The organism is Arthrobacter sp. Y3221087, from assembly GCF_059089905.1.
In genome coordinates this window covers 1-21,407 of the sequence record NZ_JBNHFE010000003.1, presented here as the reverse complement: position 1 = coordinate 21,407, position 21,407 = coordinate 1, and the positions used below count along the sequence as shown (strand labels likewise).

At 65.8% G+C, this 21,407-nt stretch carries 22 protein-coding genes; 10 read left to right on the top strand and 12 right to left on the bottom strand.

The features are described 5' to 3' along the window. Positions 1-41: 41 nt before the first annotated feature. The 8 genes from AC5RUO_RS11900 to AC5RUO_RS11865 all read right to left on the bottom strand — a co-directional run bounded on the left by AC5RUO_RS11900 (position 42) and on the right by AC5RUO_RS11865 (position 8,296). Complete coding sequence (locus AC5RUO_RS11900; protein WP_494103602.1) at positions 42-1,043, bottom strand: sugar phosphate isomerase/epimerase family protein; 1,002 nt, start codon at positions 1,041-1,043, stop codon at positions 42-44. A 2-nt stretch (positions 1,044-1,045) separates the two neighbouring features. After that, the gene (locus tag AC5RUO_RS11895; RefSeq protein ID WP_494103601.1) at positions 1,046-2,170 is read right to left on the bottom strand and encodes a Gfo/Idh/MocA family protein; all 1,125 of its coding nucleotides are present in this window, start codon (positions 2,168-2,170) and stop codon (positions 1,046-1,048) included. Continuing rightward, entirely contained in the window at positions 2,155-2,853 is a 699-nt protein-coding gene (locus tag AC5RUO_RS11890; protein ID WP_494103600.1) for a ThuA domain-containing protein, read from the bottom strand. Before AC5RUO_RS11890 ends, AC5RUO_RS11895 begins: the two co-directional genes overlap by 16 nt. 24 nt (positions 2,854-2,877) lie before the next feature. After that, on the bottom strand, positions 2,878-3,882 hold the full coding sequence (locus tag AC5RUO_RS11885; protein WP_494103599.1) for a sugar phosphate isomerase/epimerase family protein: 1,005 nt from the start codon (positions 3,880-3,882) through the stop codon (positions 2,878-2,880). A gap of 38 nt (positions 3,883-3,920) precedes the next feature. Then, a complete protein-coding gene (locus AC5RUO_RS11880; RefSeq protein ID WP_494103598.1) occupies positions 3,921-5,114 on the bottom strand; it encodes a Gfo/Idh/MocA family protein in 1,194 nt (397 codons plus the stop codon). A gap of 14 nt (positions 5,115-5,128) precedes the next feature. Further along, on the bottom strand, positions 5,129-5,956 hold the full coding sequence (locus AC5RUO_RS11875) for a carbohydrate ABC transporter permease (RefSeq protein WP_494103785.1): 828 nt from the start codon (positions 5,954-5,956) through the stop codon (positions 5,129-5,131). Positions 5,957-6,035: 79 nt separating this feature from the next. Then, positions 6,036-6,971, bottom strand: coding sequence for a carbohydrate ABC transporter permease (locus AC5RUO_RS11870; protein WP_494103597.1), 936 nt, complete (start codon positions 6,969-6,971; stop codon positions 6,036-6,038). Further along, entirely contained in the window at positions 6,968-8,296 is a 1,329-nt protein-coding gene (locus AC5RUO_RS11865; RefSeq protein WP_494103596.1) for an extracellular solute-binding protein, read from the bottom strand. The genes AC5RUO_RS11870 and AC5RUO_RS11865 overlap by 4 nt, the downstream gene beginning before the upstream one ends. Before the next feature lie 235 nt (positions 8,297-8,531). Between AC5RUO_RS11865 and AC5RUO_RS11860 the strand changes: the two genes are divergently transcribed. Next, positions 8,532-9,629 carry a LacI family DNA-binding transcriptional regulator gene (locus tag AC5RUO_RS11860; protein WP_494103595.1) on the top strand — a complete coding sequence of 366 codons (1,098 nt, stop codon included), beginning with the start codon at positions 8,532-8,534 and terminating at the stop codon, positions 9,627-9,629. Here the strand turns inward: AC5RUO_RS11860 and AC5RUO_RS11855 are convergent. Further along, a complete protein-coding gene (locus tag AC5RUO_RS11855) occupies positions 9,592-10,698 on the bottom strand; it encodes a GTP pyrophosphokinase (RefSeq protein ID WP_494103594.1) in 1,107 nt (368 codons plus the stop codon). The two genes, AC5RUO_RS11860 and AC5RUO_RS11855, sit on opposite strands and share 38 nt — an antisense overlap. 301 nt (positions 10,699-10,999) lie before the next feature. Here AC5RUO_RS11855 and AC5RUO_RS11850 point away from each other — a divergent pair, with 301 nt between their 5' ends. After that, complete coding sequence (locus AC5RUO_RS11850; protein ID WP_494103593.1) at positions 11,000-12,388, top strand: APC family permease; 1,389 nt, start codon at positions 11,000-11,002, stop codon at positions 12,386-12,388. Between the two features lie 64 nt (positions 12,389-12,452). On the opposite strand, the gene AC5RUO_RS11845 is transcribed toward AC5RUO_RS11850, so the two are convergent. Next, positions 12,453-13,109, bottom strand: a complete 657-nt coding sequence (locus AC5RUO_RS11845; RefSeq protein ID WP_494103592.1) for a cyclodeaminase/cyclohydrolase family protein — start codon at positions 13,107-13,109, stop codon at positions 12,453-12,455. 52 nt (positions 13,110-13,161) lie between these two features. Further along, on the bottom strand, positions 13,162-13,482 hold the full coding sequence (locus AC5RUO_RS11840; RefSeq protein WP_494103591.1) for a hypothetical protein: 321 nt from the start codon (positions 13,480-13,482) through the stop codon (positions 13,162-13,164). 101 nt (positions 13,483-13,583) lie between these two features. On the opposite strand from AC5RUO_RS11840, the gene AC5RUO_RS11835 reads away from it, so the two are divergent. Together AC5RUO_RS11835 and AC5RUO_RS11830 are read left to right on the top strand one after the other, a co-directional pair. Next, positions 13,584-14,384, top strand: coding sequence for an alpha/beta hydrolase (locus AC5RUO_RS11835; protein ID WP_494103590.1), 801 nt, complete (start codon positions 13,584-13,586; stop codon positions 14,382-14,384). 42 nt (positions 14,385-14,426) lie between these two features. Next, positions 14,427-15,365, top strand: a complete 939-nt coding sequence (locus tag AC5RUO_RS11830; RefSeq protein WP_494103589.1) for a carbohydrate kinase family protein — start codon at positions 14,427-14,429, stop codon at positions 15,363-15,365. 87 nt (positions 15,366-15,452) lie between these two features. Here AC5RUO_RS11830 and AC5RUO_RS11825 read toward each other — a convergent pair whose 3' ends face one another. After that, on the bottom strand, positions 15,453-16,583 hold the full coding sequence (locus AC5RUO_RS11825) for an ABC transporter substrate-binding protein (RefSeq protein ID WP_494103784.1): 1,131 nt from the start codon (positions 16,581-16,583) through the stop codon (positions 15,453-15,455). 263 nt (positions 16,584-16,846) lie between these two features. Between AC5RUO_RS11825 and AC5RUO_RS11820 the strand changes: the two genes are divergently transcribed. The 6 genes from AC5RUO_RS11820 to AC5RUO_RS11795 all read left to right on the top strand — a co-directional run. Further along, entirely contained in the window at positions 16,847-17,389 is a 543-nt protein-coding gene (locus AC5RUO_RS11820) for a TetR/AcrR family transcriptional regulator (RefSeq protein ID WP_494052778.1), read from the top strand. Further along, positions 17,386-17,739, top strand: a complete 354-nt coding sequence (locus AC5RUO_RS11815) for a DMT family transporter (RefSeq protein ID WP_494011248.1) — start codon at positions 17,386-17,388, stop codon at positions 17,737-17,739. The genes AC5RUO_RS11820 and AC5RUO_RS11815 overlap by 4 nt, the downstream gene beginning before the upstream one ends. After that, positions 17,736-18,065 (top strand): DMT family transporter, encoded by a 330-nt coding sequence (locus AC5RUO_RS11810; RefSeq protein WP_494052780.1) that lies wholly within the window; start codon positions 17,736-17,738, stop codon positions 18,063-18,065. Before AC5RUO_RS11815 ends, AC5RUO_RS11810 begins: the two co-directional genes overlap by 4 nt. A 69-nt stretch (positions 18,066-18,134) precedes the next feature. After that, positions 18,135-18,728, top strand: coding sequence for a TetR/AcrR family transcriptional regulator (locus tag AC5RUO_RS11805; protein ID WP_494011246.1), 594 nt, complete (start codon positions 18,135-18,137; stop codon positions 18,726-18,728). A 361-nt stretch (positions 18,729-19,089) separates the two neighbouring features. Then, positions 19,090-20,793, top strand: a complete 1,704-nt coding sequence (gene betA, locus AC5RUO_RS11800; protein WP_494011245.1) for a choline dehydrogenase — start codon at positions 19,090-19,092, stop codon at positions 20,791-20,793. 31 nt (positions 20,794-20,824) lie between these two features. Then, positions 20,825-21,407, top strand: a 583-nt coding sequence (locus AC5RUO_RS11795; protein ID WP_494103588.1) for an aldehyde dehydrogenase family protein, incomplete at its 3' end; no start/stop codon positions are given.

Here is a 21,407-nt window from a genome sequence, read left to right as displayed (position 1 = left end):
TTGGATCCTTGTAGGAAGGCCGGCCTTCAGGCCCTGGGCAGTCACGCGTTGACGAGGTCCGCCGTCGGCTGTTGCCGTCCCTGCGCAACATGGCTCTCGCCCAGCGCATAACCGTCCCGCTTGGGAAGCACGTGGCGCCGGAGGTAGTCCTGGTTGCTGGCGGAGACGCTCAAGCCGTCCCCGCCGTAGTGCTCGGTGCAGAGGATGCCCTGGAAGCCGGCGGACAGCGCCAGCTTGAAGGCCTCGCGGTAGTTAATGAGGCCGCTTTCCATCGGAGCCGGAATGGTCACATACGTGCCGCGCGCGGCGTCTTCGTCCCGGAAGTAGTTCTTCATATGCCAGTAGTTGGAGTAGGGCAGGGTTTTGGCCACCATCTCACGCCAGTCCTCCACCGGCCGGTGCAGCCGGACCAGGTTGCCCAGGTCCGGGTTCAGGCCCACGTTCGGAAGCCCGATGTCCTGGAGGAGGCGCACGGACGAGTCCGCGGTGCCGAGGTAGGTGTCCTCGTACATTTCGAGCGAAACCAGGACACCTACCCCCGCGGCGTGCCGGCCGAGTTCGCGAAGGCGGGCGACGGCGTCACCCCACGCTTCCTTGTCTCCCGACGGGTCCTTGTGCCCTTCCACCGTCCAGAACCACAACTGCTTCTGCTGCTCCGGGGTGATGGCCTGGTGGAGCCCGAAGGAGACAACCTCGCAGCCCAATTCTGCAGCGGCGTCGATGGTGCGGTGGCTGTAGGCCAGGTTGGCTTCCCAGTTGCGTTGATCGATCACGCTGCGCCGGATGGCGGAAATGGCCGGGATGCCAATGCCCACTTCCTCTGCCGCCTGCTTGAATTCGGCGAGTCGGTGCCGGCTCAGGTCGCCGGGCCGCAGCCAGCTGTCCGTCAGGTCCGCGTTGGCAAACCCGGCATCCTTCACCTCAGCCAGCGCCTCGGCCCACGCGGATGGAGCCGCGTCGTTGACGTGTGTTCCGTCCGGGCTGGTACCCGGAAAGGGAAGCATCGCCGCGGCGACGGGCCAGTTTTCCGCTGTGTAGGCCATACCTAGGATGCTTCCTGCGCCTGGAGCGCGTCGGCGTCCTCGGCCACCATGGTCAGTTCGACGCTCTCCGGCCGCTCCACGGTGCTGCTGATGCGTACGGAAGAGCCGGTATGGGCTGACGCCAGGACGGACTCCATGACCTCAAGGACGTGGAATGCCAAGGCGCCGCCCGCCCGCGGTTCACGGCCCGGCGGGGTGGCAGCCAGGTCCGCAATGCCGAACCCCCGGCCGGAATCAACGTATCCGGCCGACACCGGGAGGGTCTCCCAGCCGCCGGCGCCCAGGGGGAACAGCTGGACGTCGCCGTCGAAGTGGTTGGGGTCGGGCACGATCAGCGATCCGCGCTCGCCATGGATTTCGATGTTGGGGGACTTGGACTTCACGGCGTCGAAGCTCATGACCAGGGTGGAGAGTGCCCCGGAGGCGTGGACCAGGATGCCGGTCACGTGTGAGTCGACGTTCACCGGGACCTTTTCGCCCTGGCGGGGCCCGGAACCGATGGTCCGCTCGCTGCGGGTATGGCTCGCGGCTCCCATCACCGAGACAACGGGGCCCAGCAGGGTTACCAGGGCGGTCACGTAGTAGGGGCCCATGTCCAGGAGCGGGCCGCCGCCGGGCTGGTAGTAGAAGTCCGGATTCGGGTGCCAGCGCTCATGGCCGGGTGTGACCATGGTGGCGGTGGCGGAAATGGGCGCACCGATAAGGCCGTCATCGATCGCCTTGCGCGCAGTCTGGATGCCGGTGCCGAGTACGGTGTCGGGTGCACAGCCGACGGCGACACCCGCCTTCCGCGCTGCGTCCAGTACCTGGCGTGCCTCGTCAGTGGTGGCGGCAAGGGGTTTCTCGCCGTACACGCCTTTTCCTGCGGCGATCGCCTTCAGTGCCACGTCCGCGTGCGCGGCCGGGATGGTGAGGTTCACGACCAGTTCGACGTCGTCGGCGGAGAGGAGTTCCTCAACGGAGAGGGCACGGACGCCGTCGTACTGTTCCGCCACGGTCTGCGCGCGGTTCAGGTCCAGGTCCGCCACGGCCACGAGTTCGAGGTCCGGAAGCCTGCGGAAGCTGGCGAGGTACTGCGCAATGATGGCCCCGCAGCCAATGATTCCTACTTTCAACGGCTTGCCCACAACAGGCCCCTTTCAATGATGGTGCGGACGTTGGTGTCCTGGAGGATTTCCACCCGGTGTCCCGGAGTGGCTACGAAGATCCGGCCCTTGCCCCATTGCCGGGTCCAGATGGCCGGGGATGTGACTTCGCGGTTCCATGGATCCCATTCCCGGACCTTCTGGGTGGTGGTGGCGAGGACGTCGATGTAATCGTCGGACAGGACCCAGTACTGTTCTGTGACCAGGTCGAAGTCGCTTATGCCTTTGGTGATCGGGTGCTCCGCTGCTGCCGGCAGCATGTTGACGGTGTAGGGCACATAGTTGTCGGACTGTTCACCGACGCACTCATCAGGGTGTTTGCCTGGATGGCAGGCGAACTGGCCGCCGATCAGGTGCAGGTAGTCGGAGGTGTTCCGGTAGGAATCGGCGATCCCGCCATGCCAGCCGGCAAGCCCGGCGCCGTTCTCAACGGCGGCGCGCAGCCCGGCGAACTCGTCCTTCTCGATGGTGCTCATGGTCATGCACTGCATGACCAGGTCCACACCGGCCATGTATTCGGCGTCGGCGTAGACCTTGGGGGACTCCTCCACCCGCACGTCGTAGCTGTTGTCTTTGAGGTAGGGGATGAAGAGCTCGGTGGCCTCGTAGGGCTGGTGGCCGTCCCAGCCGCCGCGGACCACCAGGGCGTTCTTGCGATCTGTCATGTCAGGTTTCCTTTGGTTGGCTGGTCAGCGGCTGGCGAAGGCGGCGTCGAAGGCCGCTGCGGGCGGGGCGATCCGGGACAGTTCCTTGACCATGGCCAGTGCCTGCGGGGCACCAACGAGGCGGTCCATGCCAGCGTCCTCCCATTCGATGCTCGTGGGGCCGGTGTAGCCGATGGCGTTCAGCGTCCGGAAGATCCGGTTCCACTGCACATCCCCGTGCCCGGCCGTGACGAAGTCCCAGCCGCGCCGCGGATCCGCCCAGGCCAGATGGGAGCCGAGCCGCCCGTTGCGGCCGTCGAGCTGCCGGACGGATTCCTTGATGTGGACATGCAGGATGTGTTCGGCAAAGTCCTGCAGGAACATCACCGGATCAAGGTCCTGCCAGATGAAGTGCGACGGATCGAAGTTGAGCCCGAAGCTCTTGCGATGTCCGATGGCTTCCAGGGTTCGCTTGGCCGTCCAGTAGTCGTAGGCGATTTCGGACGGGTGCACCTCCAGTGCGAACCGGACACCCTCTTCCTCGAAGACGTCCAGGATCGGATTCCAGCGGTCCGCGAAGTCCCGGTACCCGGCGTCGATCATTGCCTGCGAGGCGGGTGGGAACATGGCCACTGCCTTCCAGATGGAAGAGCCTGTAAACCCTGTCACTGTCTTGACGCCAAGGCGGGCGGCTGCCCGGGCGGTGTCCTTCATAGACTCCGCTGCACGGCGGCGGACTCCTTCCGGTTCGCCGTTTCCCCAGATTTCCGGGGACAGGATGCCCTGGTGGCGCTCATCGATGGGGTCGTCACACACGGCCTGGCCGGTGAGGTGGTTGGCGATGGCGAAGACCTGCAGGTGGTTCTTCTCCAGGATGTCCAGCCGGCCCTGGAGATAGTTGTCGTTTTCCGCCGCCCGGCGCGGGTCCAGGTGGTCGCCCCAGCAGGCAATTTCCAGGCCGTCAAAGCCCCATTCGCCGGCGAGGCGTGCCACCTCCTCAAACGGGAGGTCGGCCCACTGGCCGGTGAACAGTGTGATGGGTCGGGTCATGGGGTTTCCTCGCTCTGCTGAAGCTTGGGCTGTGTTGCTCATACTTTTTGCCACTGGCTGGAGTTGGCGGCGCTTGCTTCCACGGCTGCGAGGACCCGCTGGACCTGCAGCGCGTCCGCGAAAGACGGCTCGGGCTGGCGGCCTTCGCCGATTGCCGTGACCAGGTCCACCACCTGGTGGGTGAAGCCGTGCTCGTAGCCCAGCCCATGGCCTGTGGGCCACCAGTTACCCACGTACGGGTGTTCGGGCTCGGTGACGAAGATGCGCCGGAAACCGGCGTCGGGGGATTCAGCGGCGTCGTAGAAGTTCAGGACGTTCATGTCCTCGAAGTCGAAGGCGAGGGAGCCCTTGGTGCCGTTGACCTCCAGGCGCATGGCGTTCTTCCTGCCCAGGGCGTAGCGCGTTGCTTCGAAGACGCCGATCGTGCCCGTGGAGCCGGCACCGCCGTCGAACTTTGCACTGAAGATCGCCGCGTCGTCAACCGTGACGGCGCCCCGGGGCGCGTCGCCGCTCAGGTCGCCGTGGCCGCCCAGGCCCACCATCTCGCCCGCCAGCGGGCGCTCAGTGACAAACGTTTCGAGCAGTGCGGACACGCCACTGATGTTCCGGCCGGTCACCCACTGGGCCGCATCGATGCTGTGAGCTCCGATGTCTCCCAATGAACCGGACCCTGATTTGCTCTTGTCCAGCCGCCAGGTCATGGGGGCGCTGGCGTCGGACAGCCAGTCCTGCAGGTACTGGGCCCGGACGTGGCGGACGTCGCCGAGCCGGCCCTGTTCCACTAACCGCTTGGCCAATGCCAGTGCCGGGGTGCGGCGGTAGCTGAAGCCGCACATCGACATGATGCCCTGCTTGGCGGCCGTTTCCGCGGCCAGTGTCATCCTTTCCGCTTCCTCCACGGAGTTCGCCAGCGGCTTTTCGCACAGCACATGTTTGCCGGCTTCGAGGGCTGCGATGGCAATTTCGGCGTGGGTGTTGCCCGGCGTGCAGATGTCGATGAGGTCGATGTCGTCCCGCTCGATGAGGCGGCGCCAGTCCGTCTCGACTGAGTCCCAGCCGAGCTTGTCCGCTGCGGCGCGTACGCCCTCGGCGTTCCGGCCGGCAACCGCGGTGAGTTCCGGCTGCAGCGGCAGGTCGAAGAACCGGGGCGCGGTGCGCCAGGCGTGGGAGTGGGCGGCGCCCATGAAGGCGTAGCCCACCATGCCTACCCGCAGGGGTTTCGCGGTGGTCATAGGAGAAGTCCTTTCTATTTGCTGAAGCCGGCGGTCAGGCCGCTGAGCAGCTGGCGGCGGCCCACGACGTAGAGCACCAGGATGGGCAGCGTACTCAGCATCACCGAGGCGAGCACCGCCGGAATGTTGACGCTGTACTCACCCTGGAAGGTCCACAGGGCCAGGGGCAGGACGCGCAGTTCGGGGCTCTGGGTGAGGACCAGCGGAAGCAGGAATCCGTTCCAGACGTGCAGGCCGTTGTAGATGGCGACGGTCACGATGGCCGGACGGGTCAGCGGGAGGGCCAGCCGCCACATGATCTGCCATTCGCTGCAGCCGTCCAGCCGCATCGATTCGAACAGTTCGTTCGGTACGTCGCGGATGAAGTTGGACAGGATCAGGACCGTCAGCGGGATGGCGAAGGCAATGGACGGCAGGATCAGTGCCAGGAGGCTGTCGTACAGGTTGAGTCGGATGATCATCAGGTAGATGGGGATGATCGTCGCCTGGAGCGGAATCGCCAGGCCCATCAGGAGCATGCCGTTGACCAGTTTCAGGAACCTGCCGTTGCCCCGCACGATGGCGAAGGAGGCCATGAAGGAAATCAGCACCGCGGGGGCCACGGCACCGATGGTGACGATGGCACTGTTCATGAAGTACCTGGCGAAATCCGCCTCAAGGACCAGCTGGTAGTTCTCCAGCGTGGGCGAGGTGGGAAGCGCCAGCGGGTTCTGGCCGAAGTAGCCCTCCTGGGTCTTCAGGCTGGTAATCACCACGTAGTAGACCGGGATGATGATGATGGCCAGCCAGAACCAGCCGCCCAGCCCTGCCGGGATGTTGAGCCGCCGGAGCCTGGAGCTCAGGCCGGGTGTGCGGGCTGGTGAGTTGGCGGGGGAACCCGCCCTAGCTTCCTCCGTGCTGGTGTTCAAGACGGTACTCACGCTACAGACCTTCCAACTGGCTGCCCTGCTTGTCCTTGCCTCCGAGGCGCTGGAGGAGCAAGGCAAGGGCAAGGCCGATGATGACGAGAATGACGGCGATGACACTCGCCGGGCCCATCAGGTTGGCCCGGAAGCCCCGCAGGTACATGTCCAGGGCCAGGATCCGGGTGGAGTTTCCGGGCCCGCCGCCGGTGAGCACGAAGATCAGGTCGAAGTAGGTGAGCGATCCCACGACCATCAGGGTGGACGAGGTGATGATGGTGTACTTCAACTGGGGCAGCGTGATGTGGAAGAACTGCTTGATGATGCCCGCGCCGTCGATCTCCGCCGCCTCGTACAGGGACTTGGGGATCTGCCGCACGCCACCCTGGTAGATCAGCGTGTGGAACGGCACGAACTGCCAGGCGATCACAAAGATGACCAGGCCAAGGGCCAGGTGCGGGACACCAAGCCAGTCCTGCGCAAGGAACGGCAGGCCGAGACCCGTGGCCAGGCCGAAGTTCGGATCCAGCAGGGCCTTGAACGCAATGGCTACCGCCGCTGAGGAGAGCAGCAGGGGCAGGAAGTACAGCACTGCCAGGGCTGCGCGGTAACGCTGGCTTCCTGCCGTGAAGACCCCCAGGAGGAGGCTGATCGGAGTCTGCACCAGCCAGGAGGCGATCATGATCAGGAAGGTCAGCCCCAGGGCGTTGTACAGGCCTGGGTCCGCGAGGACGGAGAACCAGTTGGCCATGCCTGCGACGCCAATGGCGCCGATCCCGTCCCATTCGGCGAAGCTGAGGATGAACACGCCGGCCAGCGGCACCACGGCGAAGACCAGGAAGAAGAACAAAGCGGGCACGGTCAGCCACGCGAGGGCGGCCTTGCGCTTTTCGGTTTGCTCGGACTCACCCCTTACGCCAGGGGTCCGGGGCGCGGTGGAGACGGCGTTACTCATTTTCCGAGGGTGGCATTCATGTTCTCGGCGAACTGCTGCGGCGTGATCGACTTCAGGAACAGCTGGTCGATGTTGTTCAGCAGGGCCTCGGCTGCGGTGGGGCTCAGGGCCTGGTCCCACGACTGCTGGAAGTTCGGGGCGTTCTTGGCCAGGTCGTAGACGAAGTTCAGGAATTCCTTGTCCTCGGACGTGTCCAGCTTGTCCTCGATGCCGTTGACGATGGGAACGGAGCCGGAGTTGATGTAGGTGTCGATGACCGTCTCGGTCAGTATCCCGTCCTTGAAGAACTTCTTGGCGGACTCCTTTTCCTGATCCGTGGCCTTGGAGGAGATGGACATGTACTGGGCAGGGTTTCCGACGCCGTTCTTGGCGTCGCCCTTGCCGCCGGCAACCGTGGGGAAGTGGACGAAGCCGAGCTTGCCGTCTTGGACGAAGTTCTGGCCGCCCTTCTTCATGGCACCGTAGGTCCAGGAGCCGTGCAGCATCATGGCCGCCTTGCCGGTGAACAGCAGGGCCTGGTCCGCGTTGGAATCGGCCGCTATGGAGGAGAAGCCCTTGATGAAGCCTTCCGCCGAGACGAGCTCCTGGATCTTGGTGCCGGTCTCGATGACTGCGGGATCCATCCAGGCGTTCGGCTTGCCCTCGAAGATGGCATTGAAGACTTCCGGGCCGCCGATGCGGTCCAGCAGGTATTCAAGCCACATCATGGAGGTCCAGCGTGACTGCCCGCCGAGCGAGAAGGGGGCCACGCCCATGTCATTGAAGGTTTTGACCAGCGACATGACGTCGTCCCAGGTCCTGGGTGGCTGCACGCCTGCCTTCTCGAACAGTTCCTTGTTGTAGAACAGGACGATCGGGGCAACGTACTGGTTGGGCAGTGCGTAGATCTTGCCGTCCACGGTGGCTGCGCCAAAGGAGGAGGGGAAGAACTTTTCCTTCAGGTCCTTGTTCTCCTCGAACCAGCTGGTCAGGTCCTCCACCTGGCTGGCTTCCGCGTAGGTCTTCAGCGTGCCGCCGCCCCAGCCGTAGATGATGGTGGGTGCCTGGCCGGCTCCGATAGCGGTCTTGATCTTGGTCTTGTAGGCGTCATTCTGGAAATAGGTGACCTGGATCTTGTTGTCCGGGTTCGCCGAATTGAAGGCGTCAACGGCCTTTTGCATGGTGGTCTGGTTCGGCTCGCCGGACAGGTACCACATGCTGGCACCCCCGCCTGCGCTCGAGGTTCCCGGCCCGGAGGTACCGCACGCGCTGGTTGCTGCGACGGCGAACGGAGTAAGGGCTGCAAGGGCGAGGAAAGAGCGGCGGGAGGTCTGGGGCTGCTTCATTGCTTCTCCATCTGAAATTGCTTCTTCGCAAATATTTGGGGGGTAGGCTCAGAATGACCTTGTTCGAAATATTTCGAACGCGTGATTTAGATCACGCTCTAAACTAAAGGGCCGGATAGCCTAAGGTCAAGAGGTTCAGGGCGAAATTCTCTCGCGCCCGGTGCTGCTCTTGACGGTGTTGCGGATGCATCTGCAGAATGAAGCTCACGAAAATTTCGAAAGGTTGCGAGCCTCGATGTCAATGAAGATTCCGGAGCGGGCCAAGCCCACGCTCGCGATGGTGGCGCTGCAGGCCGGCGTCTCGGCCCCGACCGTTTCGAAGGTGGTGAACGGCCGTGAAGACGTGGCACCGGAAACGCGTGCCCGCGTCCTGGCCGCGCTGGAGCAGGCCGGATACCAGTCCCCGCTGCAGCGCCGGTCCGCTGCGGAAGTAAGAACCGTCATCGAGGTGGTGATCGACGTGCTCGACTCTGCCTACATGATTGAGGTCCTCAACGGCATCCTGCAGTCCGCCGCAGCCGCCGACGTCGAGATCCTGGTCAGCGTCACCGGACCGTCACCCTCGAACCTGCAGAGCCCGGAACGCCGTGCCCAGCGCATGCTGGAAGAAGGCAGGGCAGGGATGATCGTGGTCACCTCGGCATTCAGCACCGGGCAGCTGCAGGCCTTCCGGCGCCGAAAGATTCCCGTCGTCGTGATCGACCCGCTGAACCCGCCTTCGGCCGATGTCGTCAGCGTAGGGGCAACCAACTGGGCCGGCGGCAAGGCCGCAACGGAACATCTGCTCGAACTAGGGCATCAGCGCATCGCCTACATCGGAGGCATCGAAAGGGCCGAATGCAACCAGGCCCGGCTGCACGGCTACATGGCCGCCCTGATGGCCCGTGGCCTTACGGTGGACCCCGACTACATTGTCTCCGGCGGCCGGTTCCGCAGGGAGAGCGGAGTTGCCGGGCTGAAAGCGTTATTGCAGCTGGAAAAGCGCCCCACCGCCATATTCGCCGGAAGCGACGCCATCGCGCTCGGGGTCCTGGGCGAGGCAGGCCGCCATGGCATCCGCGTTCCGGAAGATATGAGCCTGATTGGCTTTGACGGCACGAAGCAGGGCGAGGAATCCGTGCCTGCCCTGAGCTCCGTGGCCCAGCCGTTGGAGGAGATGGGGCGTGCAGCGCTCCGGTCGTTGCTGCGCCAGGCGCGCGGGGAAGTCCTGGATTCCCACCGCGTTGAACTTGCCACCCACCTGATAGTCCGGGACTCCACCGCCCCTCCTGCGGGCACCCCGGCCCGCCGCGGCCCTACTTCTTCGTCAGTCGGTAACGCTCGATCTGTTTGAGCCGGCGCAGGAGGCTGTCGCGCCGGGGGTGCGGGACGACGTCGGGCGCCTCCGCGGTGAGTTCGATGTGCTTCTTGCCGTACTGCCACAAGAGCAGGTCATCGAGCAGGCGGTCCGGGCCGGGGGAGTAGCGGTGGTCCAGCGCTTTACGGACCTCAGTGATGCGGTTGGCGCTGAGCAGTCCGGCCAGCTGCATGGTCTGGTTGAGGCTGTGCGCGGCGAGGAGTTCGGCAGCCCAGCCCCAGTCGTCGTCCACCTTGCGGTCGACGTGGGGGAGCAGGGTCCGCCAGACGTCGCGGATCCGGTTGGGAGTGAGCGGTGCGGCACCCTCGCCGTCCATGTCCCAGAAGCTGCGGACTTCCTCATAGCGTTCATGCAGGTCCGCGAAGGCAGTCTCCACCGTTTCCAGCATGGCGGCGGTGGCAGTGAACTGGCGGTCGAAGTGCGGCGTCCAGGCACGCGGGTCCTCGGCTTTGAAGCGGATGTCGTGCTCGATCTCGCTCCAGGCATGGGCGAAGATGGTGCGGATCTGGCACTCGAAGAAGTAGCTGCCGTTGGGCTGGGCGTCCGGGTTGAAGACCTGCTGGTATTCCTTCACGGCCTCGTTCTGGATGGTCCGCAGGATCAGGTGCCGGCTGGAATACCCGTAGGTGCCCGATTCGATGGAACCGATGTCCTTCTCACGGTCGCCGCGGCAGTCGAACAGCTGGCGCTGGCGCTTGATCAGGTTGGCCACGGTCGCGTTCTCGGCCGGCAGCCTGGTGATCACCCGGATCCCCACCATGTCATTAAGGGTCCGGAATGGGTCCGGGAATTTCAGGACGCGGGGCCCGCCCGGCTCCAGGGGCTCCTCGGTCCGGGAGATCTTTTCCTTGAACGATTCCACCGTTTTGGTCCGGCCGGTGACGAAGAGTGGGGTGACCTCGGTGTCTTTCAACATGTCCCGCATGATCAGCAGGACGTCCTTGGTGACAAGCTTCAGGGCGGGGCGGACGCGCTGGTAGATCTCCACGTTGTGCTGCACGGAATCACGCAGCGGCGCGTCAAGGCTTTCCCAGTTACTAGGCATGCTCCCAGCTTACGGCGGGGGCAGGACGGGGGACGGGAATGCGACTTGGAGGCCTTGGCCCGCCCCGCATGACGCGGACGTAACACGACGCAGGCTCTTGACCCGTGACCGGCGTCACTGGTTTACTAAATGAACACCATTCATTTATGGAGTGCCGGTTGGACTTTCGCAAGCATCGAAGTCAACAGAAGGAAAGTGGCCACGAACGGCGCGGCCAGAATCCCGGGCGCCCGTCCTCCCCAGATCGTTCCCGTTCCCTGTACCGCCCCGACTTCGCAGGCCTGAACCTTTAGGACCCCCCATGACCTCCGCCTTTGATACCCAGAACCCCGCGAAGGGGAGCCCGCCCGAAACTGAGGCCGAAAGGAACGGAACCGGCTGGCGCCGCGTGCTGGGGGTTCCTTCGCTGGTGCTGCTCGGCCTGGTGTACATGGTTCCCCTGACCATCTTCAGCACCTACGGAATCGTCGTCGAACTGACCGGCGGGCGCCTCTCGGCGGCCTACGCTGCCGCGCTGGTGGTTATGCTCTTTACCGCCCGTTCCTACGGGCGGATGGCCAAGGCCTTCCCGTTTGCCGGCTCCGCCTACACGTACGCAACGAGGTCATTCGGTGCGGGGCTGGGCTTCATGGCCGGATGGTCCCTGCTGCTCGACTATCTGCTCCTGCCGATGATCAACTACCTGCTGATCGGCATCTACCTGAACGCTGCCTTCCCGGGCGTGCCGGCCTGGCTGTTCATCGTTGTCTCAATCGTGGCCGTCACCGTGCTGAACATCGTCGGCATCACCGCCGTGGCCCGGGCCAACTTCGTGGTGGTGGGACTCCAGGGCCTGTTCATCGTGCTCTTCGTTGTCCTCGCCTGGGTCTCGGTCAGCGGCTCGGGAACAGTTGACCTCCTGGCCCCCTTCACGGGAGTGGACGGTGCGGGCGGACTGTCACCCATCCTGGCCGGCGCCGCCATCCTGTGCCTGTCCTACCTGGGCTTTGACGCGGTTTCCACCTTCGCCGAGGAGACAAGGAACCCGCAGCGGAGCATCCCCCGGGCCATCATGCTGACCACCGTCCTGGCCGGCCTGATCTTCCTGGGCCTTGCCTACATCAGCCACCTGCTTCTTCCGGTGGGCACCTTCACCAGCCCGGACTCCGCGGCGATTGAAGTAGTGGGCACTGCGGGTGGCAACTTCCTGGTGGCATTCTTTACCGCCGCCTACATTGCGGGCAGCCTGGGGTCGGCGCTGACGTCCCAGGCGTCGGTTTCCCGCATCATCTTTTCCATGGGCCGCAGCCGCGTCCTGCCCGCAGTCCTGGGACGGCTCCACCCGCGGCTGCGCACACCGGTGGTCCCGATCGTCCTGACCTCAGCGGTGGCACTGCTTGCCCTGGTGCTCGACCTCCCCACTGTTTCGTCGCTCATCAGTTTCGGCGCCCTCGTTGCCTTCTCGGTGGTTAACCTGTCCGTCATCAAGCACTACTTCATCAACCGGAAGGAGCGGGGACCCAAGGGCCTGGTCAACAATTTGGTGCTGCCCGGTACCGGGCTGGTGCTGACCGTCTGGCTCTGGACAAGCCTGAGCAGCCTGTCCTTCTCACTGGGCCTGGCCTGGGCAGGGCTCGGGCTGGTGTACCTGGCGTTCCTGACCCGCGGGTTCCGCCGGCCCACACCACACCTGCAGCTTGAGGACGCCTAACTAGTTCAACACCCACGCCGCCCCCAGCAGCGGGACGGCCAGGGCCGAGGTGACCACCCCCGCCTCAGATGCTATCGGTGGGGGCGGCGCGGTCATCAATCCGGGCTGCCAGGCCGTCGATCCGGTCCAGGGCGGCGGTGAGGCGTTCCACATTGGCCCACAGGTCCGGGTGCTGCTCCCGGACATCCTCCAGCGAGGTGCCGGCGGACCGCAGCGACCCCAAGTCGAAGCTGACGTTTGTACGCGCCCCGGCCACCGCCGCGCGCAGGGCGCCGAACGCGACGACGACGTCCGCGACCAAGGCAGGGTTCCCCTTGTCCGCCAGCCAGGCGAGGTCATCAATGGCTTCGATGGCGCGCTCGCCGAGGACGGCCGAGGCTTTGGCAGCGTCCACGGATGCGTTGCGGATGGCCTCGTCCCGCTCCGGTCCCGGGTCCAGCCGGAACGCGGCGCCGAAGGCCCGGGATGCCGCGGAGTCGTCATCGGCAAGTTTGAGGGCCTCCCGGCGGAGCTGCTGGGCGCGTTCCCTGATGGAGGCGACCATGCCGCCGTTGTCCTCTTTCTCCGAGTAGCCGGCCACCATAGAGGTCAGGGACGCAGCGATGGCCAGCATGACGCCCGTGCCGGCGCCGCCACCGGGCGAGCCGGTGGACTCGGCCAGGGCGCGGGTCCAGTCGACGACCGTCGAATCGTGGGTGGTGACCGTTTCAGAGGAATCCATGACAGAAACGTGCCCACAAAGGTCCCCTGCCAAACGCTAAAGAACGACGGCGTTACTCGCCGTTGCCGTCCGGCACGCCTTCGCGGCCGGCGGCCGGTGCGGGCAGTCCATGGCTGAGCAGCCGGAGGTCCAGGAACCGCATCACCAGTGCAGCGGAAATAAGCGCGGCTGAAAACGGCAGGCACGCCAGTGCCAGGAACCCGTACAGCTGGGCGAGGAAGGCCGCCACGGGGTTGCCGCTGTTGAGCGCGTTGATGCCGATCCCCTGCATGAACCAGTTCGAGGACAACATGATGAGAACTGCGAGCACGCCGAGGGCGATGCCGCTGAACAGCGTGCGCGTATACAAAGACGAGGTGCGGACCTGGCTCATGATTCCCCCCAATGATGTGCCGGATGGACCCCCAGCTAACCATGCAGGGCAAGCCCCGGCAAGGCACGGCGGAGGTGCCGCGCCCGCTGTAGTCTCGGCTCATGATCGAGCGCCACCGCTACCAATACGGCCCGGACTCCAGTCAATGGGGCGAACTTTTCCTGCCCGCACGGCCCGCCGGCACGGGGCCGCTGGGCGTGGTGGTGGTCATCCATGGCGGCTACTGGCGCGCAACGTACGGCGCGGAACTGGGCGAACCGCTGGCGCTGGACCTGGCCGAGCATGGCGTCGCGGCCTGGAACCTGGAATACCGGCGGGCAGGCAACGGCGGCGGCTGGCCGGGCACCTTCCAGGACATCCTGGCCGGCATCGACAACCTGCGTGAACTGGCGGGGCCTCACTCACTGGACCTGGCAAAGGTCGTGGCACTGGGCCATTCGGCGGGCGGGCACCTCGCGGTCTGGGCGGCGGGAAGGGACAGGCTGGGCTTTCTGGGCCTGCCGGAAGAAGACCGGGAGGTCCGGGCGGACCACGCGGGCGTCCGGCTCGCCGGCGTGGTGAGCCAGTCCGGCGTCCTGGATCTGGCCGGGGCCGAAAGGCTCCGCCTCAGCGACGGTGCGGTAGCCAACCTGCTGGGCGGACCGCCGTCGGACTTTCCCGGCCGGTACCGGTACGCGGATCCGGTGGCCGCGCTGCCGCTGGACGTCCCCGTCTTCGCCGTCCATGCCGAGGATGACGACGACGTCCCGCCGGCCATGTCCGCAGCGTATGTTGACGCGGGCCGCTCCAGCAGGGTGCCCCCGCAGCTGGTTAGCGTCCCCGGCGACCACTTCGCGCTGATCGATCCCGGCGCGGAGGCCTACCGGACGTGCCGGGAACTGGTGGCGGCGCTGCTGCGCTGACACGAACTGCTGGCAGCGGCCCATGTCTGGCAGAGTATGACCATGCTCACTGTTATTGGCGAAGGCCTTGTTGACGTTGTCCAGCGCGCCTCGGGAATCGAAGCACACGTGGGCGGCAGCCCGCTCAACGTCGCGGTGGGCCTGGCCCGTCTGGACCACCCGGTGCAGTTCATCGGCCGCTACGGGCGGGACGCCTACGGCGATTCCGTGGCTGCGCACCTGCGCGCCAGTTCAGTGATGCTTCCGCTCGGCCCGGATGACCTGCCCACCAGCGTGGCCACCGCCCTGGTGGACGACGACGGCGCCGCCACCTACACGTTCGACCTCGCCTGGGAGCTTCCCGGCATCGCCGACCGGCTGGGCTTCATGCTGCAAGGCACCACCCTGCTGCACACCGGGTCCATTGCCACGATGCTGGCGCCGGGCGCAACCGACGTCCTCGCCGCCGTCGAATACGCGCACCCGTCCGCCACCATCAGCTTTGATCCCAACTGCCGGCCCAGCATCATCACGGACGTGGACTACGCCCGCCGCCATACTGAGAAGTTCGTGTCCCTCGCGGACGTGGTCAAGGCCTCCGACGAGGACCTGGCCTGGCTGTACCCGGGGGAGGATGTGCTGGAATCGGCCCGCCGGTGGATGACCCTCGGCAGGACCGAAAGGCCGTCAATGGTGGTGGTCACCCGCGGTGAGGCCGGGCCCTGGGGCATCACGGCGGCCGGCGAGGCGGAGTGCCCGGCCCCGAAGGTGGACGTGGCAGACACCGTGGGCGCAGGGGATTCCTTCATGGCCGCGTTGCTGTCCGGCATCGTGGACCGCGGCCTGGACGGCGCCCAAAACCGCAAGGACCTCCGCGAACTGCCTGCCGAAAGCCTCGCCGAGCTGCTTGAGCACGCTGCCCGGGCAGCCGCCGTTACCGTCTCCCGCCGCGGAGCCAATCCGCCCACGCGTGCTGAGATGAACGGGGGCCTGGGCGGGTAGGGCGGAGCGGCAAACGCCCGCTTCAGCAGAGACGGCTTACCGTCCTGCCAAAGCGGGCGCTGTTCGGGTAACGCTGTCTTGCCGCCGCTACTCCTTGCCGAGGCCGGCCGCGGAGGTCTTCCCGCCCGTCACCTCGTTGAGTGCTGTGAGGTCAAAGATGCCGTTGATGTCGGCCTGCTTGGTGGTCCCGGCAGTGACACCGTCGGCCAGGAGCTTCTGGTAGGTTCCGGCCAGCGGGTCCACCGTGAACACGATGTTCTTCAGCGAGCGGTCGATCACGTCCGCCTTCAGCTCCGCGCCGGCCGCCTCCTTAAGGGCGGCGTTGATGACGCTGGCCTTCTCGGCGCCGGACGCGCTGTTCAGCCACTCCACCGACTTCGCGTGGCCCTTGAGGAGCGCCTTCACGGTGTCCGGGTGCTCGGCCGCGAACTTCTGGTTCACGATGAGGATGGTGGTGGGGAACTCGCCGGGCTTGCCGGAAAGGGAACCGTCCCAGAGGTCCTTTTCGTCAACCAGCACCTTCGCTCCGGCGGTCAGCACGAGCCGCGACGCCCACGGCTCCGGCAGCCACGCGCCGTCGAGCTTTCCGTCCTGGAACAGCTTGAGCGTCTGGGCGTTTTCGGTCGGGTTGATCGCGACGTCGCCGCTGCCGTCCACGTTGGTCTTGTAGCCCTCGGAGGCGAGCCAGGCGCGGAGGGCCACGTCCTGCGTGCCACCGAGCTGCGGCGATGCGAGCGTCTTGCCCTTAAGGTCGGCCGCGGAGTTGATCTCAGGCTTGACCACCAGCTGCGCGCCTCCTGCGGCTGCGCCGGCGATGATGTGGATCGACTCGCCCTGGCTCTTGACGAACGAGTTGATGGCCGGGTTGGGGCCGATGTAGGTGGCGTTATTGGCTCCGGCATTGAGCGCCTCGATCGCTGCGGGGCCCGCGTTGAACACTTGGGTGCTGAGTTTGGTGTCCCCGAGCTCCTTGGCGATGTGGCCCTGGCTCACGCCCACCAGTGCCGGAGCGTGGGTGACGTTGCCGAAGTAGCCAAGCTTGAGTTCGGCTGCGGGGTTACCGGCGGGGGCGGCCTCGGCGGCCGGGGCAGTGCCGGAGTTGTTGCTGCTGACGGCGGAGGCGACGGCGGCGCCTCCGCCAACGAGGGCGAGGACTGCTGCGGCGATACCGATCTTCAGCCCAAGGGGCCGCTTGGGTGCTGCCTGGCCGGCGACAATGCGGTGGAGTTTCCCGCGTTCTGCGGGCTCTTCTCTGTTGGTTTTGACATTGGAATTCCTTTGCTGGGTCTGATGCTGAGTTGAGAGTACGGAGCCCCCAGCGGGGCCACAATCGTTCCTGTAGCAGGCGTTCACGGGACGACGCGGACGCTCAACACGGCGTAGTGGAGCGTCAAGAAACGTCGCGCTGCGTCTTTTTGGGACGGCTTGCAGAGGGCGTGAACGGCGCTCAAACTTTACCGTCCAGATGGTAAAGTTTGAGTGTGAGAGAGAGCCAGCGTCCCCAAATCCTTGAAGCGGGCCTGCGCGTGGCCTCGCGCAGCCAGGGTGCCGCCATCACCCTCGATGCAGTGGCTTCGGAGGCAGGCGTCACCAAGCCCGGTCTGATGTACCACTTTCCAAACCGGGATGCGTTGATGGTCGCCCTGGTCGAGTACGCTGCCTGCCAGCTGGAGCGCAGAATGGCCGCGCTCGTCGGCGGCAGCGAAGGAACGGTGGAGGAACGGTACCGCTCCTATGTCCAGGCGGCGGCTGACGGGCAGAACATGCGCGCGGAGTGGGCCTTGTGGTTCCACTCATCATGCCGGACTGACCTGCAGGAGGCCTGGGCCCGGCATCTGGATCACTGGCTCTTGATCCCTGACGGGACGCCACCTGCACAGCGGACGAGGCTTCTGACTGCCCGGCTGGCGGCGGATGGACTGTGGGCTGCCCAGGCCAGCGGCGTGGGTGCTCCCGGGAAAGCGGACAGGGCGGCAATCGTGGCCCACCTCCTCGGCCTGATCGGTGAAGGGGGAACGGAGTGAAGCGCTGGCTTTACCTCGGCGGGGCCATCGTCACGGAAGTCAGTGCCACCCTTGCCCTGAAGGCGGCCCTGGAAGCGCCGGGCTGGTATGTCCTGGTTGTGGCCGGGTATGCCGCCGCGTTCTTCCTGCTGACCGTCTGCCTGCGGCTGGGAATGAGCATCAGCGTCGCCTACGGCGCCTGGGGCGCCGGCGGCGTCACCGCGACTGCGGTGCTGTCGGCGGTGATCTTCGACGAGCCGCTGACCTGGCTGATGGGCTTCGGCATCGCGCTGATCCTGGCGGGCGTCATCACGGTCGAAGCCGGGTCGCAAAAAGCGCACCGTGCAGGCCGCGGGGAGGAGCAGGCATGACTTGGTTTTTCCTCGGCCTGGCCATCCTCACCGAAGTTGCGGCAACCATGTCCCTGCGCGCCTCGGAGGGCCTGAAAAAGAAGCTGTGGCTGGTTCCCATCGTCCTGGGTTATGTTGCCGCCTTCGGTTTCCTGAGCCTGGCGCTCGACCATGGGATGCCCCTTGGCGTGGGGTATGGCATCTGGGTGGCCTGCGGCGTGGCGTTGACAGCGGCGGCCAGCCGTGTGCTGTTCAAGGAGCCACTGACGCCCACCATGGCTTTCGGGATCCTGCTCATTTCCGCCGGCGTTCTTATCGTCGAAATAGGCGCCGGCCAGGCGCATTAGTGGCAGGGGCGGGATCATCACCGGGCACGCCGAGGTGCAGCAGCCGCGGTTTCCCCATATTCTGGCCGGGTGGACACAAGCACCGTGAACTCCCGTGAACAGGGCGAGCAGGTTGACCGGCAGCAGCGCATTCTTGAAGCGGCGCTAGACCTGCTGTCCCGCCACGGGATTTCAGGTGTGAACATGCGTGCCGTGGCCCGGGAGGCAGGGGTCGCCCTCGGGCTGGTGAACTACTACTACGAAGACAAGTCGAGCCTGATCCGTGCCGTGCTGCACAGCGTCGACGAACACGACCTCGCGCTCGTTGCGCCGGACCCTGCATTGCCTCCGGACGAGCAGCTCCAGAACGCCCTTCGACGCGTTGCCGGCCCGGAACTCCTGACCACACGGTACCTGTCCCTGCGCCTTCACCTGTGGGCGCTCGCGAGGGCCCACGAAGACTTTGCCCTGATCAACGCGGCGGCCTTTGACCGCTACCTGGACGGGCTCGCAGCCCTGATAGCCAATGCCAGGCCGGAGCTGTCCGGCAAGGAATGCAGGGAGCGTGCGGCCGACATCGTCGTTGTGCAGAACGGCATGTGGCTGACTGCGCTCCTCGGCGTGGACAAGGAATCCATCCGGCGGAGCATCACCCGCACCGAAGAGATCGCCTTCGCCGCCTAGCAGTCTCTACGCGGCACCGTCACCTGGAGAGGCCCGGCCTCCATGGCGTAAGCCGGCGCCCTTTTGCCCCCGTCATGGCGCTGTCACATTCGGGCGGAAGTCCGACATATGCCACATCCCGCCGCCCTCTTTCCGCACCCAAACGCAGCCGGATGTTTCGGCGCCGTTAATTTTTGAACAAATGTCCAGTTTTCCTATTGAACACTTGTTCAAACTGCACTACTCTCCTTGGTTATGACCTACGCCACACCAGGGAATACCGCGGATTCTCCGGCTAACACGGTCAACCTTTCGTATTCGGAAGAAACGACGACCTGCCCTGGGCCACTGACCGGTGCCAGGTAGAAGGAGAGTTTGCAGCATGACAAAAACCCACTACGACTACGTCATCGTCGGCGGCGGAAGCGCGGGCTCCGTGCTCGCCAACCGGCTGAGCGACGGCGGCCAGTCCAGCGTCCTGGTCCTCGAGGCCGGACGGAGCGACTACCCCTGGGACCTCTTCATCCAGATGCCCGCCGCGCTCACCTTCCCCAGCGGCAACCCGCTCTATGACTGGCGCTACGAGTCGGACCCCGAGCCCTACATGGGCGGCCGCCGCGTGGCACATGCCCGCGGCAAGGTCCTGGGCGGCTCAAGCTCCATCAACGGCATGATCTTCCAGCGAGGCAACCCCCTCGACTACGAGCGGTGGGGCGCCGACCCCGGCATGGAGACCTGGGACTTTGCGCACTGCCTGCCGTACTTCAACCGGATGGAAAACGCGCTCGCCGCCGACCCGGACGACGAACTCCGCGGTCACAACGGCCCGCTGGTCCTGGAACGCGGTCCGGCCACGAACCCGCTCTTCCAGGCGTTCTTCGCCGCCGCGCAGGAAGCCGGATATCCCCTGACGGACGACGTCAACGGCTACCGCCAGGAAGGCTTCGCAGCCTTTGACCGCAACGTGCACAAGGGCCAGCGGCTCTCGGCGTCGCGAGCCTACCTGCGGCCCAATTTCGGCCGGAACAACCTGACCGTCCTGACCCGGGCTCTGGCCACCAAGATCAACTTCACGGGCAACGTGGCCACCGGCGTCACCTACCGCCGCAACGGCAAGACCCACCAGGTGAACGCGGGCGAGGTTATCCTGGCCGGCGGTGCCATCAACACGCCGCAGCTGCTCCAGCTCTCCGGTGTGGGCGACGCCGCCCACCTGAACTCCCTGGGCATCAACTCCGTGGTGAACCTGCCCGGCGTCGGACAAAACCTCCAGGACCACCTCGAGGTCTACATCCAGCACGCCTGCACCCAGCCGGTGTCCATGCAGCCGGCCCTGGACGTCTGGCGCATGCCGTGGATCGGGATGCAGTGGCTGTTTGGCCGGAAGGGCCCGGCCGCCACCAACCACTTCGAGGGCGGCGGCTTTGTCCGCTCCAACGAGGACGTGGCCTACCCCAACCTGATGTTCCACTTCCTCCCGGTGGCCGTCCGTTACGACGGCCAGAAGGCGGATGCCAAGCACGGCTACCAGGTGCACATCGGGCCCATGTACTCCGACGCCCGCGGCACCCTCAAGATCAAGTCCACGGACCCCACGGTGCATCCCTCCATGGTGTTCAACTACCTGTCCACGGACCAGGACCGCCGTGAGTGGGTCGAGGCGATCCACGTGGCCCGCGACATCCTGGGCCAGTCCGCCATGGACCCCTTCAACGGCGGTGAGCTCTCGCCCGGGCGTGCGGTCCAGACCGACGCCGAGATCCTGGACTGGGTAGCCCGCGACGCCGAGACGGCGCTGCACCCGTCCTGCACCGCCAAGATGGGCCCGGATTCCGATCCGATGGCCGTGGTAAACCCCCTGGACATGACCGTGCACGGCACCCGGGGCCTCCGCGTGGTGGATGCCTCCGCCATGCCCTACGTCACCAACGGCAACATCTACGCACCCGTGATGATGCTGGCGGAAAAGGCCGCCGACCTGATCGCCGGCAAGGCACCCTTGGCGCCGCAACAGGCGGAGTTCTACCGCCACGGCATCAGCCCGCTGGATCGGAACGCCGCCGCTGCCCCGGCAGGCAGGGCCTAGGCATGATTAATGCACAGGAAAAGGAGAAATAATGACAGCCACCGTTGAGCAGGTCCACCAGGCCGGGCAGGGGCACGACACTGTCAAAGGCCTGTACATCGACGGCGCCTGGCAGGAGGCGTCCGACGGCGGCACAACTGTCGTGCGCTGCCCTGCGGACGGCAGCGAGGTGGCAGTTGTCGCCAAGTCGACGGCGGAGGACGCGGAGCGGGCCATCGCCAGTGCACGTGCAGCCTTCGATGGCGGCCCCTGGCGGCGGCTCACCGACCTTGAACGCGGGGCGGTCATGCTCCGCGTGGCCGAACTGCTGGAGCGGGACAAGGCCGCCTATGCCCGGGCCGAGGCGCTCGATACCGGCAAGCGCCTCGTCGAAGCGGAGTACGACATTGACGACATTGCCGCGTGCTTCCGGTACTACGGGAAGATCGCTGGGCTCGATGCCGGCCGGGTCATCGACACGGGCCGGAAGGATGCCATCAGCCGTGTGGTGTACGAGCCGCTGGGCGTCTGTTCCCTCATCGCCCCGTGGAACTACCCGCTTCTCCAGGCGGCCTGGAAGGTGGCCCCGGCGCTCGTCGCGGGCAACTCGTTCGTGCTGAAGCCCAGCGAGCTCA